The organism is Bacillus sp. FSL L8-0152 (genome assembly GCF_038006365.1).
Lineage (GTDB): Bacteria > Bacillota > Bacilli > Bacillales > Bacillaceae_G > Bacillus_A > Bacillus_A cereus.
Window position 1 is genome coordinate 4217105 of sequence record NZ_JBBOVB010000001.1, and the last position, 19223, is coordinate 4236327.

A 19223-nucleotide genomic window follows, 5' to 3' on the forward strand; every position below is an offset into this window, starting at 1 on the left:
TTATACGTAATATACATCATAAAAAGGATACTCGTTCTTCCAATGAACATAGTATCCTTTTCTTTAGTTATCAAAATGTGATGTTTTGTCAACTTCATATTGCTGTAAAAATTGGTGCAACGCCTCTTCTACAAGTTTAGACTTTTGAATTCCTTTCGATTCTGATATAAGGTCCAATCTTGCTAATATTTCTGTATTAATAGAAAAGGTTCGTCTCTTTTTCTCTGTACTCTTACTCATAATTGGTGCAATTACTTCGCCTCTTTTTCTTAGTAACTCATAAATGCTTTGTAATTGCTCGTAAATTAATAATTGATAATCTGTTTTCTCATATTGAAGGGCGGTCGCTTCTTGGAGTTGTAAGTGACGTGGTTCTTCTCCATCTCCTACAAAAATACGTTTCTTCTGCTCTCCATCATATTCGTATCCAATCAATCTTAATTTCTTCGATAATGTATACGGGCTTATTTCAAGACGTTTTGCTATAATAGCGATGGATTCACGTCTGTTTAAACCATCTATAATTTCTCCAATCGTCACAATTTCCCTCCTCCCGTGTTGAAATGACACTAGTATGGTATGTTACAATGATTTTCTAACAGTATATGCAAAATGAATAGCCTGTGCGATTCATACGATTTCACAAAAGGAGGTTTTCAATATGCTTTTTCGTAGCTACACCCCTCAGTTCTATAACGAAAACAAACAACTCATTCCTAATAGTATCGCTACGATAGAAAGCGTTATGATAAATAATCGAAAACAAACTCTCCTTATGCGTGGACAAAACGTAGAGCAACCTATTTTATTATGCTGTCACGGCGGACCTGGGATGGCACAAATCGGATTTATTCGCCATTTTCAAAAAGAATTAGAGAAGCAATTTATTGTTATTAATTGGGATCAGCGCGGGGCTGGTAAATCCTTTTCAATGAAAGATTTCGGAGCAAATTTCACAATTGAACAATTCGTTTCCGATGCAAAAGAAGTGATTCAATATGTACTTAAAAGGTTCAACAAACAAAAACTATTTCTCGCTGGTCATTCTTGGGGAAGTATTATTGGGCTTAACATAGCACATCAATATCCAAAGTATATCGAGGCTTACATCGGTATTGGGCAAATTGTACATATGAAACAAAATGAAGAATTGCTATATCAACATTTAATTCATTCTGCAAAAAAACATGATCATAAAAAAGCATTAGCTTCCCTTTTAAAATTAGGCAAACCACCATTTTTAGATACGAGACGTCTCATTATTCAAAGAAAGTGGCTTGGCACATTTGGAGGCGCAATCCAAAACGGATCTTCCTTTTCTTTCATACGAAAAGGTTTCTTTTCTCCTGAGTATACGCTATTAGATTGGTTCAAGTTTCTCGCAGGAAATTTAAAATCTGGCGTTTTATGGGAAGAAATGCTGACAATCGATTTCTTTTCTTCTATCTCAAGTTTATCTATCCCAGTTTATTTTTGTTCTGGTCGCTATGATTATCAAACTCCTTATGCACTCGTTCAGGAATATTGCGATATTATTGAAGCGCCTATAAAAAAGATGATTTGGTTCCCAAATTCAGCACATTCTCCTGATTTAGAAGAACCAGAATTATTCGCTAATTCTTTGCAATCAATTAAACAAGAGCTAGCTTTTCAGCATTAGTAACAAAAGGCTCTTTTACATTTCATAGAAAACATTTTATAATAATATGTCGCAAGTATGTATAAACATCGCAAAATGTTTCATATTTACTTGTCTTAACAGAATAAAAATTTAGGGAGATTACATTTATTATGAACGCTGTACTCGTCGCAGTAGCAATTATGCTATTGCTTAGTTTGTTACGTGTCCAGGTCATTGTCGCCATCATTGTTGGAGCTTTAACAGGCGGAATTATCGGCGGACTCGGTATTTCAGAAACGATTAACACTTTTACAACTGGTCTTGGAAACAGTGCTCCAATCGCTTTAAGTTATGCAATGCTTGGTGGTTTCGCTATTTCCCTTTCCAAAACAGGACTTCCAGATGCTCTGATTCAAACTGCATTAAAATGGATTGGCAATGAACAAGACACGAAAAAACAAGTTTATTCTAAAATACTTATTTTATTCATTATTTTAACGATGGCTTGTTTCTCACAAAATGTGATTCCTGTTCACATTGCTTTCATCCCCATCTTAATTCCAGCACTTTTAAAAGTATTAAATGAGCTGAAAGTGGATCGCAGACTTGTCACATGTATTATTACATTTGGATTGATTACTCCTTATATGTGGATCCCGGCAGGATTCGGAAAAATTTATCATGACGTATTACAAACCAACGCTGCGCAAAGCGGCCTTACATTTGATGTCACACTTATTCCAAAAGCAATGACTATTCCAGCAATTGGTATGATTATTGGATTATGTGTAGCGGTATTCATTACGTACCGAAAACCTCGTACGTATGAAACAGAACAAATTCATACTACCGAAAATGAAATCGTTCCCTATACAAAACGTAGCATTACTTTCGGGTTATTATCTATCATTGCTACATTAACTGTTCAATTAACAACAGAATCAATGATTTTTGGTGCTTTAGCAGGTATTATCGTCTTATCGGTTAGCGGCAGTCTACCACTTAAAGAAGCAGATGCGATATTAACAAGCGGAATGCGTATGATGTCCTTTATTGGCTTTGTTATGATTGCTGCCGCTGGATTCGGCGCTGTTCTTCGAAAAACAGGACATGTTGAATCTCTGGTGCAAACGAGTGCACATATAATCGGAAATAATAAACCACTCGCTGCATTTCTTATGCTCGTTATTGGACTTCTCGTTACGATGGGAATTGGTTCATCCTTTTCAACCATCCCTATCTTAACAACCATTTTTGTACCTCTTTGCATTCAGCTTGGATTTAGTCCAATGGCCACAATTGCTATTATCGGTACAGCCGGAGCGCTAGGTGACGCAGGATCTCCAGCATCGGATAGTACCCTTGGACCAACATCCGGTTTAAATGCTGATGGTCAGCACCATCATATATGGGATACATGTGTACCCACTTTTCTACATTACAATATACCGTTACTTATATTTGGCTTTATTGCCGCAATTACATTATAAAAAGGTGCGTATAAAACGCACCTTTTACTTTTTTATTTTTCCTTTTAATTGTTGAAAAGCTACTTTTCCGTTATCTTTGACATAGCTTTCAATTGTCGGTAGTGATGAACCTATCCATTCACACTCTATACTCCCGTTCGGTCCAACAATTTTTAATTTATCTGGTATATGTATATTTAGAAATCTCGCTGACCGAATTAACTCAATAGCAATCTGATCACTTGAGGCTACAATTCCATCTACATACGGATTGTTTTGCAATAATGTAATAAATTGTTTATTTGTATACCCTTGTACACATTCTTCTCGATAAGAGATTCCTTCATCCCAAACAGCGTCTAAAAACCCTGCTATATGATCTTCCATTTCTTCACTTTCTTCTCCCTCACCGAAATATGCAAGAAAGTGACACCCTTTCTCTTTTAATAAAGAAACAGCTCTCTGTCCACTTTCATAATAATTTCCATGTGATTGTTGCTCATCGATCACAACAAACGGAAATGGAATTTTTCCTACACTTTTAAAAACTGCTCTTGTCAAAATAACACCTGCAATGTTATTTTGCTTCAGCATATGTATGTATCTATCTTTATTCTCTATATTACAAATAATGATTTGATAACCTTCTTTATATGCTATTTCCTCAATACAATGTAGCAAAGTGATGTTTGATTGGTTACATAAATTATCTACAAGTAATGCAATTATCGTTGAATTCTCTTTAAATAGTGGCTTCGCTGCACTGTTTGGCCTATAACGTAATTCTTCAATTGCTTCCTTTACTTGTTTTACTGTGTCCTCATGAACGTATCCTTTTTCATTAATAACTCGTGAAACGGTTGCGACTGAAACACCTGCCAATTTTGCAACATCACGTATAGTTGCCACATCGTCACCCCTTAATATGGTAATAGATTACAAATTTACGGTAACCTAAATTACACTATCCGTCAAGATTAATAACTCACATTTCTGAAAATTGTTACATCATTTCACTAAACGATACTCCAACTGAATTTCATGTAAAATTGGGATATTATCATATCCAATACGTGGAATTTCTTTCTTTATTTTTCGTGCCTCCTCTACCGCATTCACATATAAATTAGTCATTACAAAATTACGTTTTTGGTAAAATCGTAACGCATTCATATTATCATTTGTTGTAATAAGCCAAACCTGTCTGCACCGTTCTTCTTCTGCAACTTGTAATACACAATCCACAAGTTTCGTCCCTATTCCTTTTCTTTCTTCAAAGCTATCTAGCGATACAATTTCGCACATATTCCCGGTCACTTCATACGTTATAATTCCGATTATTCTGTCATCTAAGAGCACAACAAATCCTGGCAACTCTTCTAACTGATGTCCCTTACCACGTGAAACCATCAATGAACTTCCCCAGTTCTCACACATGAACATTCGGATTGTTTCTTTCATCGCTGGCGTAATTTTTTGTATATGCAGCATTTCCTATTTCTCCCCTTTTATATCATTGTGATACAATATAAGTGTATCACATGTAACGGTATTTGGAGGATGAGGTAAAGTATGAAACGTTTTTTTGCAGCATTGTTTACTATACTAGGTGCAATAACTGCCCTTGGGATTTTCTTTACAAATAAAGTGATGTACTTAAAGAAAAAAACAGAGGAAGAAGTACTCGAAAGAGAAACGAAAAAACATTTTCGTATAGAGGATTTTGATGCTCTTCATAAAGAAGAAATTCATATCCCTTCACAATTCGGATACGACCTTCACGGATATTACATTCCTGCTGGTCATTCCAATAAGTTTATGGTTTTTTGCCACGGTGTAACTGTAAATAAAATAAACTCTGTAAAATATGCAAACTTATTCTTAAAAAGGGGATATAATGTCCTCATTTACGATCATCGTCGTCATGGTAAAACTGGCGGAAAAACAACAAGCTATGGATACTATGAAAAGCATGATTTGAAATCCGTAGTTGACTGGCTAAAAAACCGTTTTGGAACCAATATTACACTTGGTATTCATGGTGAATCTATGGGAGCCGCAACAATTCTTCAATACGCAGGACTTGTAGAAGATGGCGCTGATTTCTATATTGCAGATTGTCCTTTCTCTGATTTTCACGGACAATTACAGCACCGTTTAAAGGTTGAATTCCATTTACCAAAATGGCCTTTATTACCTTTAGCAAACGCATTTTTAAAAGTTCGTGACGGTTATACAATTCGTGAAGTTTCACCAATCGACTGTATAAAAAACATTAACAATCCCGTTCTCTTTATTCATAGTAAAGATGACGACTATATTTTAGCTGATATGACAAAAGCGTTATATGAAGCGAAAGAAAATAATAAGCAACTTTATATTGCAGAACACGGTGCACACGCTTGCTCTTATAACGAAAATAAAGAAGAGTACGAAGCAGCCATCGATCAATTTTTAAACACATATGTGAAAGAAACAAAAAACAGGCTTGCATAAGCCTGTTTTTTTATTGCGCTAAAACGTCTGTAACTTGTTCCATATTTTCAGAAATCCATTGCATTGCATCATCTAACGTTGGAAATTCTGTCGTTTGAAATGTTACTTCATCTTGAAGTAACCAAACATCCTTTGCCTCTTGCCCTACACCTGCAATGGACCAATGTAACAAACTATATGGATGATTATCATTCAAAAATGATGCCCACGTGCGCTCATTTGCAATGTTTCGTAATGTATGTAATTGTTTATCCATCTCTCGTCACCTTACTCTAGTCAGTTATGAAAACTATTATAACACTCTCTTCTTTCTCAAACAAAGTGCTCTTTTTTCCCCGCTATTTGTGGGCAGTAAAACTCCCACCTCAAAATTCGGCTGAAACAAAGAAGTTAGGCGGGAGATTAACTGCCCCTAAAAGCCCGATTGGTTCAACTAATAATTAGTGGGGGATGCCTCCCTCACTAATTAAAGTTTCACTTTATATTGCCAAGCACTTCCCTTGATTATATGATGAAATTAAGCGTTTGGGAAGGAGGGATAACGTTGGCAAAAGTACAAATTAAAGTAAATGATAATGGCTCTTTTCGCGTTACAGGGGACGTGGAATTAGTCGACTCACAAGGGAATGCATTCCCAGCAAAACCGGCATTTTCTTTATGCCGTTGTGGTTTATCAAAAAATATGCCTTATTGCGACGCTTCGCATAAAGGTAAATTCGAGTCTGTTGTTAGAGCACCAGAGGCAGAATAATTTTACATGTGACATGCACATTTTTTTGTGCATGTTTTTTCTTTTTAGCAACTCCGTTATATCCCTTCTCTTTACAACATTTCTAATACTTTTATTTCCATTCCAGCCTGCATATATTTTCACACAATTCTTCACATTCGAATATTTTTTACTAGCCTTTTATTTTTTTTGTGCTATAATTTGAGCAAACAGCATCCTTCGGGGTCGGGTGAAATTCCCAACCGGCGGTGATGAAGTGAAAACTTCTAAGTCCGTGACCCGTTTTCAACTCGAAAACGGTGGATCTAGTGAAACTCTAGGGCCGACAGTATAGTCTGGATGGGAGAAGGATATGTTTCTAGTTTTTTATATAGTGAATACACTTTTATTTCAGTATGCATATTTTTAAAGATTCATTTTGATTCTTTATATATGTTTAATTTTCTATACTTATTTTTTATACTGAAATAAAAAGAGACAACTAGCGTTTAAAAATTCGATATTTTGCTAGGTTTTTTCCTTATGCAAAAATATCAATTATCGTTAGGTTTCTTTCCTATGCTTTCGTATTCAAACTATATTTCTAGAAATCACGTCTCCCAAACCCCAAGGATATTAAATCCTTGGGGTTTTTTGATTTTTTTTGGAGAGGTGAAGAAAATGACAGATCAAGAATATATGAGGATTGCCCTGCAGTTAGCAGAAGGAACATCAGGACAAACAAGTCCAAATCCTATGGTTGGTGCTGTTGTTGTAAAAGATGGAAACATCGTTGGTATGGGCGCTCATTTACGAGCTGGTGAAGAACACGCAGAAGTTCATGCCCTTCAAATGGCTGGTCAGAACGCCAAAGACGCTACCGTTTATGTAACACTGGAACCGTGTAGCCACTTTGGAAAAACACCACCTTGCTGTGAATTGCTCATCGAAAAAGGAGTTAAGCGTGTTGTAATTGCTACTCTCGATTGTAATCCGCTCGTTTCTGGTAACGGAAAAAGAAGATTAGAGGAAGCTAGAATTGAAGTAACTACTGGTGTTCTTGAAGCAGAAGCAGTTTTATTAAATCGCTACTTTTTTCACTACATGAAAACGAAACGCCCTTTTGTAACAATCAAAACAGCGATGAGCTTAGATGGAAAAACAGCAACTGTAACTGGTGAAAGTAAGTGGATTACAGGTGAAGAAGCACGTGCTGATGTTCACCAATATCGCCATACACATGATGCAATTCTTGTTGGAGTGAATACAGTTATAGCTGATAATCCTCATTTAACAACAAGAATTCCAAATGGTGGGAAACATCCTATTCGCGTTGTTTTAGATACCCATTTACGAACGCCACCATCTTCTCATGTTATAACAGATGGTTTAGCACCGACATGGATTATTGTCGGTAAGGATGTAAAGAAAGAGAAGATATCTTCTTATGAATCTAAAAATATAGCTATATTCCAAATGGAAACGAAGCATATAGAAATCGAGGACCTTCTTTCCTTTCTTGGAGAGAAACAAATTCTTTCTCTATTCGTTGAAGGTGGCCAATCGATTCATGCAAGTTTCTTAAAAACAAACAATTTTAATGAAATTGTAACCTATATAAGCCCGAAATTAATTGGTGGGAAAGATGCTCCTACTTTATTTGGAGGAAATGGTTTTTCAAAATTACAAGATGCGCTTTCCTTGAAAATTCAAGAGATGAAACAAATTGGTGATGATATAAAAATCGTTGCGAATGCCCGAAACGAGGTGACGAAATGTTTACAGGAATTGTAGAAGAATTAGGAACGATAGCAAACATGCAACAAAGCGGAGAAGCGATGAAATTAACGATTCATGCAAAGAAAATTTTATCAGATGTTCACTTAGGTGATAGTATCGCGGTGAACGGTATTTGCTTAACTATAACAAGCTTTACAACTACTTCATTTACAGTTGATGCAATGCCTGAAACGATGCAGTCGACATCACTTCGCATGCTTAAACCGCACTCTAAAGTAAATTTAGAGCGAGCAATGGCTGCAAACGGACGATTCGGTGGACATTTCGTTTCAGGACATATTGATGGCATCGGAACGATTTTAAATAAAAAACAACATTACAATGCCGTCTATTACAAAATAGCAATTTCTGATGAACTGCTGCGCTATTGTTTGCATAAAGGATCCATTGCTGTTGATGGAACGAGTTTAACGATATTTGATATAGACGAATCTTCCATAACGATTTCACTCATCCCGCACACAGTAAGCGAATCTGTCATTGGAGAAAAAAATGCCGGAGATATCGTAAACATTGAGTGTGACATGATTGGTAAATATATCGAACGCTTTATTACTAAACCTACAAAACGAGTAGGTTCAATGACTGAAAGCTTTTTACAAGAAAACGGATTTCTATAAGGGGGAAGCACAATGTTTCATCGTATTGAAGAAGCTCTAGAAGATTTAAAACAAGGTAAAGTCGTTATCGTATGTGATGATGAAAACCGAGAAAATGAAGGCGATTTTATTGCTTTAGCAGAGTACATTACACCAGAAACAATTAATTTTATGATTACACATGGCCGTGGTCTCGTTTGTGTACCGATTACAGCCGGGTACGCAGAACGTCTACAATTAGAACCAATGGTATCTCATAATACAGATTCACATCATACTGCGTTTACAGTGAGCATTGACCATGTTTCTACAACAACAGGCATTAGCGCTCACGAACGTGCAACTACGATACAAGAATTGTTAAACCCCGCATCAAAAGGCGCTGATTTCAATCGACCTGGACATATCTTTCCATTAATTGCGAAAGAAGGCGGTGTCCTGCGTCGTGCAGGTCATACAGAAGCTGCTGTTGATTTAGCGAAGCTATGCGGTGCCGAACCAGCTGGAGTTATTTGCGAGATTATAAATGAGGACGGCACGATGGCACGTGTACCTGATTTAATAGAATGCGCAAAACAATTTGATATAAAAATGATTACAATAGAAGATTTAATTGCTTACCGCCGCCATCATGAAACACTTGTGACGAGAGAGGTGGAAATTACATTACCTACAGATTTCGGTACTTTCCACGCAATTGGCTATTCTAACTCATTAGATACGAAAGAACATATCGCACTTGTAAAAGGTGATATTTCAATAGGTGAACCGGTACTTGTGCGTGTTCATTCTGAATGCTTAACAGGAGATGTATTCGGTTCACATCGCTGCGATTGCGGACCACAACTCCATGCAGCACTTGCTCAAATTGAGCGTGAAGGAAAAGGTGTTCTTCTTTATATGAGACAAGAAGGAAGAGGCATTGGGCTTCTTAATAAGCTTCGTGCTTATAAATTACAAGAAGAAGGATTCGATACTGTAGAAGCAAATGAAAAACTCGGCTTCCCTGCTGATCTTCGTGATTACGGTATCGGAGCACAAATATTAAAAGATTTAGGTTTACAAAGTTTACGATTATTAACGAATAACCCAAGAAAAATTGCTGGCTTACAAGGTTACGATTTAGAAGTAGTCGAGCGTGTACCGTTGCAAATGCCAGCAAAAGAAGAGAATAAATCGTATTTACAAACGAAAGTAAACAAATTAGGACACTTACTAAACTTATAATTAAAGGAGAGATTTATTATGGTATTCGAAGGTCATTTAGTTGGTACAGGATTAAAAGTTGGAGTTGTTGTTGGACGTTTTAACGAATTTATTACAAGTAAGTTACTTGGCGGCGCTTTAGACGGATTAAAGCGTCACGGTGTAGAAGAAAATGATATTGATGTTGCTTGGGTTCCTGGTGCATTTGAAATTCCTTTAATCGCTAAAAAGATGGCTAGTAGCGGAAAGTATGATGCTGTTATTACATTAGGTACTGTAATCCGAGGTGCTACAACTCACTACGATTACGTTTGTAATGAAGTAGCAAAAGGTGTTGCGTCTTTATCACTACAAATGGACATCCCAGTTATTTTCGGCGTATTAACGACAGAAACAATTGAACAAGCGATTGAACGCGCAGGTACGAAAGCTGGTAATAAAGGATATGAATCAGCTGTTGCTGCAATTGAAATGGCTCACTTATCAAAACAATGGGCATAAAAAAAGAGGCTTCGGCCTCTTTTTATTTTTTCACCTTTTTTTGTACATCTTTTATTAATTCATTCGTCGTTTTTCCTTCTGTTTTTATATGAAGAGCTTGTGCTGTTCTCCATACATTCTCTCTTTTTTTCGCTTCTTCTATAATAGTAATTTCTTTTCTAACTTCCTTTAAATCTTTTCCTTCCGTTTTCAATCCAAAATGTTCAGCTTTCGTTCGAAAGTGTTGTTCGATTCTTTGTTGCATCTCTTTTTGTTCAGGATTTTCAGCAGCCTTAACTGGATCAGAACTTATTGCTTTTATTAAAATTAAACAAGTCATAATCGCTAATATGTATTTGTACATGTAAAATCCTCCAACCCAATATAAATTACATATTTACTATGTACAACTAGGGCTTGGAAAATTCGTCCACAAAAATTCTTTTTTCCGCTCAAAAACCAATAATATCAAGCGTTCACAACTATTTATTACATTTTATTTACAAAAAAAGCAAACCCTTTTACAAGTTTGCTTTTTCATCTATCTTATAATGCACACTCTTCAATCTCAAATCCTAAATCTGCAATCATACCCCAGTCTGCAGTCGGCTCTTGTCCAGCTGTCGTTAAGTAGTCCCCGACAAAAATAGAATTTGCTGCAAATAAACCGATTGGCTGTACAGAACGTAAATTGATTTCACGTCCTCCTGAAATACGAATTTCTTTTGTCGGGTTTACAAAACGCATCATTGCCAGTACTTTTAAACATTCTACTGGCGTTAACTCTTTTTGCCCTTCAAGAGGTGTTCCCTTTACAGCAACAAGGAAATTACAAGGGATAGAATCTGCATCTATACGTTGTAATTCAAATGCAATTTCAGCACGCTCTTCAATTGTTTCTCCCATGCCAAAAATCGCTCCAGAGCATGGAGAAATGCCCGCTTGTTTCGCTTTTTGAACTGTATCAACACGATCATCATACGTATGAGTTGAACAAATACTATCGTAATTATTTTCATGTGTATTTAAGTTGTGGTTATAACGATGCACGCCCGCTTCCGCTAAACGTCCTGCTTGATCTTCATTTAAGAAACCTAAACAACAACAAATCTTCAAGTCTGTCGTTTCACGAATTTCCTTAACTGCTCCAATTACGTGATTTACCTCTTTATCCGTCGGACGACGACCAGACGCTACAATACAATATGTACCTGCTTTACGGCGTATTGCTTCATGTGCCCCTTCTACAATCTTCTCCTGCGTTAACCATGCATATTTATCAATCGGTGCTTCTGAAATAATAGACTGTGAGCAATATCCACAATCTTCAGGACATAATCCAGATTTCGTATTAATAATCATATTCAATTTTACTTTCTTACCAAAGTGATGATGACGAATGATGTAAGCTGCATTCATAATTTCTAGAACTTCTGTATCATCAGCTTCTAATATCGCTATTGCATCTTCTTTCGTAATCATCTGCTCTTCCACTACGTCGTATGCAAGTTTTTTCCAATCCCTTTTTGTTTGTACTTGTTTCATTTCATCTCTTCCCCTCTTTTGTTATATGCATAAATAAAGCATGATACGTTGCCATTATCCCTTCATTTCCCGTGAAGTCTCTTTCGTATATGCGCAGCATCGCACGAAAGAGTGAGGGACTTTGACAATATGATCCTTCATTGCTATTAGTCGCTCCTACTTTTCGAATAGAATGTAGAAATTCCTTAACTTCTGTAAAACTCTCTATGTAACATGTTTCAGAAACATGCACATCCCCTGTTTCTATCTTGCATATATGAAGCAACTGATCTTTCGAATAAAAACGTTGACCAATCGATGTTTCATTTTTTATATTTCTTTCTTCTTTCGCACGTTGGAACGAAGCATGCAATTCTTGAAATGTTTCATGTCCAAACGTTGAAAAGAGTAATATCCCATCTATAGACAAATGTTGAAATAAATTTCTTAACACTTGTTGTAAATTATTTAACCATTGAAATGTAGCATTTGAAATAATGACATCATATGATTCTTCTAATCGTAATCGCTCAATATCTTCACAGTGAAACGTTACATTTTTTACATTTTGTCTAGTTTGCGCAATTGCAATCATACTTTCAGCAAAATCAACTGCTGTAATATGTGCTTTCGGAAATAACTTTGATAATTGCTCTGTTACATACCCCGTCCCGCACCCCAGTTCTAAAATACGTATTGATGCCGTTTCACTATATCGTTCCTTTAAGATTGAAAGTAATGAATGTGCCATCTTTTTTTGTACATTTGCATATCGATCGTAAGATACGGCTGCCCCATTAAACCGTTTTTGTAGTAACGTTTTGTTGATCATGTCGTATCCCCTCTATAAATTGAATTATCTCATTTGCGCAATATTCAAAATTCGTCACACATAACGCATGCCCTGCATCACTTACTACTTTCAGCTCGCTGCTGCTATTCTCCGTCATACTACGTGCCGCAGACAATGGGCATATTACATCCTGTTCTCCGTGAATAAGTAGTATAGGTACTTTAATTTCTTTTAGTTCTTCTCTCATATCTGTTTCTATTAAATAATCCAAACCTAGTTGTAAAGACTGAATAGAATCACCTTTAAAACGGTTTACAATGTCTTCAAAGTTTTTATTCTCTTTTAGCTCATCTTTCGTAAACATATTTTCATAAAACCGCTTGAGCGTATCTTCTTTCCTTCTCGCCAAATTCCTTTTCAGCCGTTCTACATGCAAAGCATTCCATCCGTTACTGTAGTCGCTCGTATTTGTAAATTTAGCAGTACCACCAATTAATACGATGCCTTTTGCCTGAATCTTTTTATAAGCTTCAACTGCTGCTAACGCTCCTAGTGACCATCCAACTAAAATTACGTTGTCATTATGCGCTACATCTACAATTCGTTCCGCAAATTCACTTCGTTCTTTCACATTACGCCAATCTATGCTTTGAACAGGGTATCCTTTAAAATACGGAAATACTAAATCCCAAATATTCTCTTCCATTCCCCATCCTGGGATAAAAATAATCTTTAGCTCGTTCATACGAAAATCTCCTCTTCTTTCGCAATGTGAATAATTCGGTCAATAGCCCATTTTAAATCATCTATTGTATGTTGCGATGTAACTGCAAAGCGAATTCGAGAGCTATGAACCGGCACAGTTGGCGGACGAATTGCAATAGCCGCAATCCCTGCCTCTTGCAACCTTTTACTAAATCGTAAAGCATGTTCATTTGAACCGACTACAATCGGTACAATATGAGTTGAACTATTCCCAATATCAAAACCAGCATCCCTTAATTTAGTTCTGAAGTATTCTCCGTTTGCTATAAGGTTCTCTCTTCTTTCATTATCTTCTTTTACAATTTCAATTGCTTTTTGCACTGCTCCTAACGTACTTGGTGGTAAAGCTGTAGTAAAAATAAAGCTTCTCATCATATTTTGTAAATACTCTATATAAATTTCATCACCTGTCAAATACGCACCATAACACCCTAAAGCCTTGCTAAACGTCCCCATATGTATATCAATTTTTTGAGCAAGATTTTTTTCTATATGAGATAACCCAGCTCCGCCGATTCCATATATTCCACTCGCATGTGCTTCATCGACTATAATGATTGCCCCGTATTTCTCTTTCAGCTGTACTAAATCTCTCAAATAAGCAGTATCACCATCCATACTAAAAATGGTATCAGTTACGATTAATTTCCGCTTTTCAGGTGACGCTGTTTTCAACAGCTTCTCTAAATGATCCAAATCATTATGACGATACCTTTTATGCTCTGCCCCGCTTAATATGATTCCATCAACAATACTTGCGTGATTTAACTTATCACTAAAAACAATATCGTGCCGAGAGGCTAAAGAAGATATGGCACCTATATTTGCCGTATACCCACTATTTACAATTAAAGCTCTTTCAGTACCTTTCCAGTCACATATGCTTCTCTCAACCTCTTCATATAATGGATGATTTCCTACAACGAGACGAGAGGCAGTCGCTCCAGTTCCACATCTTTTTGTACAGGCAATAGCAGCTTCTTTTAACCTTTCATCTCCAGCTAACCCTAAATAATTATTTGACGCTAAATTTAACATCCTTTTTTTATCTCGAATAAGCCAAGTCTCTTCTGCCTTCTCTGTTACATATAAATTTCGATACTGCCCTTGCTCATGTAATTGTTGTAATTTAGATTGAAGATGCGCCCGCCACGTTTGATTCATTTTGGATAAACTCCTCTAATTTTGAAATCATAATATGTTCTTTTGCAGATTCCAATACTTCTTCTTTCGTAAACTCACCTTCAAAGAATGGTAATAATCCTAAAACTGGTACCCCGCTCAGCTCTTCAATCATCTCTTTATTTTCTTGCACTCTTTCCATTTCACATTCTTTGCAACCTGATAAAATGACACCCGCTACGGTTAAGCCATGCGCCTTTGCGTAAGCAATCGTTAACACTGTATGATTTACTGTTCCTAATGTAGGACGAGCTACTACAATAAGAGGCAACTGTAATTCTTTTGCAAAATCAATTACTAAAGCATCTTCTGTATATGGGACAGCAAGCCCACCTGCTCCTTCTACAAATAAGCTATTAAACTCTTTTAATAGTTCATTATAGCAATCAGTAATTTCTTTTAACTTTACTACTCTTCCAGCTCTTTTCATGGCAAGTCTCGGAGCAAGTGATTCTTCAATAGAATAAGGGCAAATTTCATTTTCTTGTGTCGGTACACCTGATAGTACTTTTAACCTTGCCGCATCTCCCTCAGGGTTTGATGCAACATGCCCACTTTGTAACGGTTTATATACCCCTACGTTATATCCTAATTCTCTAAATACACCTGCTATAGCACCTGCAACTACTGTTTTTCCAACTTCAGTATCAGTTGCTGTTATGAAAAAACCACTCATTATTCTCCCTCCGTAACATCTGAGATTGCCTTATATAAAATGCGTAACATATCATCAATCTCTTCAAAAGTAGAAGCAAGTGGTGGCATAAATACAATCGTGTTACCTAGCGGTCGTAAAATCATACCCAGCTCTCTTGAGCGTTTACATACTTGAACACCGACTCTTTCTGTCCAGTCAAACGCTTCTTTCGTTTCCTTATTCTTCACAAGCTCAATACCAACCATTAATCCGCACTGACGAATATCACCTACATGTTTATACGCAAAGAGCTTTTCTAATTGCGCTGTCACATAATCCGTTTTACGTGTCACGTCTTCTATTAAATTTGTTTTTTCATATAGTTCTAGATTCGCGATTGCTACGGCACACCCTAACGGATTACCTGTGTAGCTATGTCCATGGAAAAATGTTTTTTGTTCTTCATATTCTCCTAAGAAGGCATTATATATTTCATCTGTTGTTACCGTAACTGCAATTGGTAAATATCCACCTGTTAAACCTTTCCCAGCAGTTAAAATGTCTGGCGTCACATTTTCATGTTCACAAGCAAACATTTTCCCTGTACGCCCAAATCCAGTCGCTACCTCATCTGTAATAAATAATACATTGTACTTAGTACATAAATCGCGCAGTCCTTTTAAATATCCTTTTGGCATTGTAATCATCCCGCCAGCACCTTGCATTAATGGCTCTACAATGATGGCAGCTACTTCTTCATGCTTTTCTTTCAACAATTCTTCCATTTCTTCTAAATGGCTTTTTACAATTTCCTCCTTATTATTTCCGTAAGGAGAACGATATGTATATGGATACGGCATTTTAATCGCATCAAATAAGAGCGAACTATACACTTGGTGAAACAAGTCTATTGCTCCTACCGAAACAGCTCCAATTGTATCACCGTGATATGCTTCTTTTAATGTAACGAATCTTTGTTTCTTTGGTTTCCCTTTATGCTGCCAATATTGGAAAGCCATCTTAATTGCAATTTCAACAGCGGTAGAACCTGAATCAGAATAGAATACCTTCTTCAATCCATCTGGTACAACCTCAATAATTTTTTCTGCTAATAAAATAGATGGAACGTTAGCAAGTCCTAACATAGTAGAATGAGCAATTTTATTTAATTGCTCACGAATTGCTTCATCTAATTCCGGTACTTGATGTCCGTGAACATTTAACCATATAGATGAAACACCATCCCAATATTCATTACCATTTACATCGTATAGCTTTCTTCCCTCTCCACGTTCAATAATGACAGGATCTTCTTCTAAATAATCTTTCATTTGTGTAAATGGGTGCCATACGTAAGCTTTATTTTTCTCCGCTAATTCTTCATATGTATAAGATGATTTTTCAATCGTTCTACTATTTATTGTCACAATTGTCACCCCTAATGTTAACTTGTTTATAAATATAGTTAACATTAAATCCGAATGACTGTCAATTATTTTAAAATCAAATAGTTCTTAAAAAAGAACAACTTATCATACGATAAGTTGTTCTACTTTCCATGCTGTATCTTTCCAATTTCTAAAATAATTTCTTCATCTTTTTTTCCCTCTGTATCAATTCCAAGTTGCTTAGCGTGCTCAATTAATAAATCATGACGCTTCTCAAACCTAGCGGTATTTACTTCTTTCGTAACCTCTTCTTTTGTTTTCCCCTCAGTAGAAACTCCTAGTTTCTCTGCTGCTTTTTCCATTGATTTCTTCTCTTCTATTTCTTTTACTTTCTTCACTTCTGACTGTTGTATTTGCTTTTGTTTCAACTGCTCTGATTCAGCCGCAAAAGCTGTGTAAATTCCAGCACTTCCTCCAATAACTAATAAAGTGGTAAAAAGAATTATTTTTTTCTTCACTCTTTCCTCCCCCTTTCAAATTCATTATAACGTACATTTTTACAGCGTTAAAAACAATTATCCTTTATTTCCCTAAAAAAACATTTAATATTTTTATTGACATGTAAGATGAAAATATGATAAAAATTTAACTAACATCATATGAATCGGCGTTGATAGGATTTAGTAGTATTTCGATTTCTGATTTCAGAGAGCTGGTGGTCGGTGCGAACCAGTACAGAGCGAATTATGAATTACCCCCTGGAGCTTCTTTTACGAAACGTGAGGAGTAGTGAAAGACGGTTATAGACCGTTATGTCTAAAGAGTGGTGAAACAACACTGTTTCACAATTTAGGGTGGTACCGCGAATTTTTCGTCCCTGCATATATTGCAGGGGCGTTTTTTATTTTATAAGCGCATATCATATGACCCTTTATTTTGTGATACATTCATTTCACAAGCTAGGGTGGTACCGCGATTTCTTCGTCCCTGCATAATTATATGCAGGGACGTTTTTTTATCCAATCATTTCCGCATCATATAGAAGAACTAACAATTACCGGTAATTTGTCACAAAATTCTAAATTTTAGAAGGGAATATACAATATTGGCGAATTTTATATAAAAAGAGCTATTTCACATTACTTAGGAGGGGAAAACAATGGTTTCAAAAATTGAGTCTGTTCTTTTAACAATTTTTATCTTTTTCTGCATTGGCTTTAGTGTTATCAAATTAGAAGTTTCACCACACATCCCAATTTTATTTGGTATCGTTCTTTTATTAGCATTTGGATTCCTGAAGAGAATCTCTTGGTCTACTATGGAGAAAGGGATGATTAGTAGTATTTCAGCTGGTATTCCATCTATATTTATTTTCTTACTTGTAGGCGTATTAATTAGCGTTTGGATCGCAGCTGGAACTATTCCGACTTTAATGGTATACGGCTTCCAGCTTGTATCTCCAAAAATTTTCGTTCCAACTGTTTTTGTTGTTTGTGCAATTGTTGGAACGAGTATCGGTAGTGCTTTTACAACTGCTGCAACTGTAGGACTTGCTTTTATGGGAATGGGTACTGCCCTTGGATACGATCCAGCTCTTATTGCTGGTGCAATTATTTCTGGTGCATTCTTCGGAGATAAAATGTCTCCTTTATCTGATACAACAAACTTAGCGCCTGCTGTAACAGGTGTAGATTTATTTGAACATATTCGTAACATGCTTTGGACAACAGTGCCAGCTTTCATTATTGCATTTATCGCATTTTTCATTTTAGGAAGCGGATCTGGTGGAAACGTTGATTTCTCAGCATTTATTAATACACTAGAAAAAAATGCAACGATTTCTATCGTTACACTTATTCCTATTTTATTACTGTTCCTATTCGCATTTAAAAAGGTACCCGCAGTTCCAACATTACTTGCAGGAATTGTGGTAGGAATTATTATTCTCTTTATTTTTAAACCTAGCACTTCTTTAGCTGATTTAATGAAAATTATGCAAGACGGTTACGTTTCTAAAACTGGTATCAAAGATATTGATAGCTTATTATCTCGCGGTGGCCTGCAAAGTATGATGATGTCAATTGCTCTTATTTTCCTAGCTCTTTGTATGGGAGGATTATTACAAGGAATGGGCATTATAGCGCAGCTGATGAATATTATCTCTAGCTTCGTAAAAACTAGTACACGCTTAATTATTTCTACTGCTTCAACTGCAATTGGTGTAAACTTCTTACTTGGTGAGCAGTACTTATCCATCGTTTTAACAGGACAAGCATTTGCTAATAAATACGATGAAGTCGGTTTAGAACGTCGTAATTTATCACGAGTATTAGAAGATGCTGGTACAGTAATTAATCCACTCGTACCATGGGGTGTCAGTGGCGTATTCTTAACAAACGTTCTTAGCGTTCCAACATTCGATTACCTGCCATACGCAATCTTCTGTTTAGCATGTCCAGTCGTAACCATTATCGTCGGCTTTACTGGATTCGGTCTTTCATGGAAAAAAGAAAAAGCAGTACCAGTTTCATAATATAACAAAAAGGATTACCAA

The 19223-nt window shown here is 36.3% G+C and carries 21 protein-coding genes, 1 riboswitch and 1 other annotated feature; of the genes, 9 read left to right on the forward strand and 12 right to left on the reverse strand.

Going from position 1 to position 19223, the window contains the following annotated elements; genetic code table 11:
• Positions 1-63 precede the first annotated feature (63 nt).
• Entirely contained in the window at positions 64-540 is a 477-nt protein-coding gene (locus MHH27_RS21130; protein ID WP_000151932.1) for a ribbon-helix-helix domain-containing protein, read from the reverse strand.
• A 121-nt stretch (positions 541-661) separates the two neighbouring features.
• On the opposite strand from MHH27_RS21130, the gene MHH27_RS21135 reads away from it, so the two are divergent.
• Both MHH27_RS21135 and MHH27_RS21140 read left to right on the forward strand, forming a co-directional pair.
• Positions 662-1660: an alpha/beta fold hydrolase gene (locus tag MHH27_RS21135; RefSeq protein ID WP_000898973.1), complete on the forward strand. Its 999-nt coding sequence runs from the start codon at positions 662-664 to the stop codon at positions 1658-1660.
• A 131-nt stretch (positions 1661-1791) separates the two neighbouring features.
• Positions 1792-3111 carry a Na+/H+ antiporter family protein gene (locus MHH27_RS21140; RefSeq protein ID WP_258131285.1) on the forward strand — a complete coding sequence of 440 codons (1320 nt, stop codon included), beginning with the start codon at positions 1792-1794 and terminating at the stop codon, positions 3109-3111.
• Positions 3112-3135: 24 nt separating this feature from the next.
• Here the strand turns inward: MHH27_RS21140 and MHH27_RS21145 are convergent, their stop codons facing one another.
• The gene (locus MHH27_RS21145) at positions 3136-3999 is read right to left on the reverse strand and encodes a LacI family DNA-binding transcriptional regulator (RefSeq protein WP_000201351.1); all 864 of its coding nucleotides are present in this window, start codon (positions 3997-3999) and stop codon (positions 3136-3138) included.
• Between the two features lie 99 nt (positions 4000-4098).
• Positions 4099-4581, reverse strand: coding sequence for a GNAT family N-acetyltransferase (locus MHH27_RS21150; protein WP_340943971.1), 483 nt, complete (start codon positions 4579-4581; stop codon positions 4099-4101).
• 81 nt (positions 4582-4662) lie between these two features.
• Between MHH27_RS21150 and MHH27_RS21155 the strand changes: the two genes are divergently transcribed.
• Positions 4663-5586 carry an alpha/beta hydrolase gene (locus tag MHH27_RS21155; protein WP_000819228.1) on the forward strand — a complete coding sequence of 308 codons (924 nt, stop codon included), beginning with the start codon at positions 4663-4665 and terminating at the stop codon, positions 5584-5586.
• A gap of 10 nt (positions 5587-5596) precedes the next feature.
• Here MHH27_RS21155 and MHH27_RS21160 read toward each other — a convergent pair whose 3' ends face one another.
• Positions 5597-5842, reverse strand: a complete 246-nt coding sequence (locus tag MHH27_RS21160) for a DUF2552 family protein (protein ID WP_000360793.1) — start codon at positions 5840-5842, stop codon at positions 5597-5599.
• A 288-nt stretch (positions 5843-6130) separates the two neighbouring features.
• Here MHH27_RS21160 and MHH27_RS21165 point away from each other — a divergent pair, with 288 nt between their 5' ends.
• From MHH27_RS21165 to ribH, 5 genes are all read left to right on the forward strand, one after another.
• Positions 6131-6337 carry a CDGSH iron-sulfur domain-containing protein gene (locus MHH27_RS21165; protein WP_001151579.1) on the forward strand — a complete coding sequence of 69 codons (207 nt, stop codon included), beginning with the start codon at positions 6131-6133 and terminating at the stop codon, positions 6335-6337.
• 190 nt (positions 6338-6527) lie between these two features.
• Positions 6528-6671, forward strand: a riboswitch (FMN riboswitch).
• 305 nt (positions 6672-6976) lie between these two features.
• Complete coding sequence (gene ribD / locus MHH27_RS21170) at positions 6977-8089, forward strand: bifunctional diaminohydroxyphosphoribosylaminopyrimidine deaminase/5-amino-6-(5-phosphoribosylamino)uracil reductase RibD (protein ID WP_000131988.1); 1113 nt, start codon at positions 6977-6979, stop codon at positions 8087-8089.
• A complete protein-coding gene (ribE, locus tag MHH27_RS21175) occupies positions 8071-8715 on the forward strand; it encodes a riboflavin synthase subunit alpha (RefSeq protein WP_340943975.1) in 645 nt (214 codons plus the stop codon). Before ribD ends, ribE begins: the two co-directional genes overlap by 19 nt.
• Before the next feature lie 12 nt (positions 8716-8727).
• Entirely contained in the window at positions 8728-9921 is a 1194-nt protein-coding gene (ribBA, locus tag MHH27_RS21180) for a bifunctional 3,4-dihydroxy-2-butanone 4-phosphate synthase/GTP cyclohydrolase II (protein ID WP_000468981.1), read from the forward strand.
• 18 nt (positions 9922-9939) lie between these two features.
• The gene (ribH, locus tag MHH27_RS21185) at positions 9940-10401 is read left to right on the forward strand and encodes a 6,7-dimethyl-8-ribityllumazine synthase (protein WP_000230895.1); all 462 of its coding nucleotides are present in this window, start codon (positions 9940-9942) and stop codon (positions 10399-10401) included.
• 22 nt (positions 10402-10423) lie between these two features.
• Here the strand turns inward: ribH and MHH27_RS21190 are convergent, their stop codons facing one another.
• The 8 genes from MHH27_RS21190 to MHH27_RS21225 form a co-directional block, all read right to left on the reverse strand.
• Positions 10424-10744 (reverse strand): hypothetical protein, encoded by a 321-nt coding sequence (locus MHH27_RS21190; RefSeq protein ID WP_340943977.1) that lies wholly within the window; start codon positions 10742-10744, stop codon positions 10424-10426.
• 182 nt (positions 10745-10926) lie between these two features.
• Complete coding sequence (bioB, locus tag MHH27_RS21195; protein WP_098867463.1) at positions 10927-11925, reverse strand: biotin synthase; 999 nt, start codon at positions 11923-11925, stop codon at positions 10927-10929.
• A 1-nt stretch (position 11926) separates the two neighbouring features.
• Positions 11927-12736 carry a malonyl-ACP O-methyltransferase BioC gene (gene bioC / locus MHH27_RS21200; RefSeq protein ID WP_000608912.1) on the reverse strand — a complete coding sequence of 270 codons (810 nt, stop codon included), beginning with the start codon at positions 12734-12736 and terminating at the stop codon, positions 11927-11929.
• The gene (locus MHH27_RS21205) at positions 12702-13442 is read right to left on the reverse strand and encodes an alpha/beta fold hydrolase (RefSeq protein ID WP_090977115.1); all 741 of its coding nucleotides are present in this window, start codon (positions 13440-13442) and stop codon (positions 12702-12704) included. Before MHH27_RS21205 ends, bioC begins: the two co-directional genes overlap by 35 nt.
• Positions 13439-14626, reverse strand: a complete 1188-nt coding sequence (gene bioF / locus MHH27_RS21210; protein WP_001077298.1) for an 8-amino-7-oxononanoate synthase — start codon at positions 14624-14626, stop codon at positions 13439-13441. Before bioF ends, MHH27_RS21205 begins: the two co-directional genes overlap by 4 nt.
• Positions 14592-15320, reverse strand: coding sequence for a dethiobiotin synthase (bioD, locus tag MHH27_RS21215; RefSeq protein WP_340943983.1), 729 nt, complete (start codon positions 15318-15320; stop codon positions 14592-14594). The genes bioF and bioD overlap by 35 nt, the downstream gene beginning before the upstream one ends.
• Positions 15320-16753, reverse strand: a complete 1434-nt coding sequence (gene bioA / locus MHH27_RS21220) for an adenosylmethionine--8-amino-7-oxononanoate transaminase (RefSeq protein WP_340943985.1) — start codon at positions 16751-16753, stop codon at positions 15320-15322. Before bioA ends, bioD begins: the two co-directional genes overlap by 1 nt.
• A gap of 77 nt (positions 16754-16830) precedes the next feature.
• Entirely contained in the window at positions 16831-17187 is a 357-nt protein-coding gene (locus MHH27_RS21225; RefSeq protein WP_000726902.1) for a hypothetical protein, read from the reverse strand.
• 143 nt (positions 17188-17330) lie between these two features.
• Positions 17331-17551: a binding site (T-box leader), on the forward strand.
• Positions 17552-17828: 277 nt separating this feature from the next.
• Here MHH27_RS21225 and nhaC point away from each other — a divergent pair.
• On the forward strand, positions 17829-19202 hold the full coding sequence (gene nhaC / locus MHH27_RS21230; protein ID WP_016080358.1) for a Na+/H+ antiporter NhaC: 1374 nt from the start codon (positions 17829-17831) through the stop codon (positions 19200-19202).
• Positions 19203-19223: the final 21 nt, after the last annotated feature.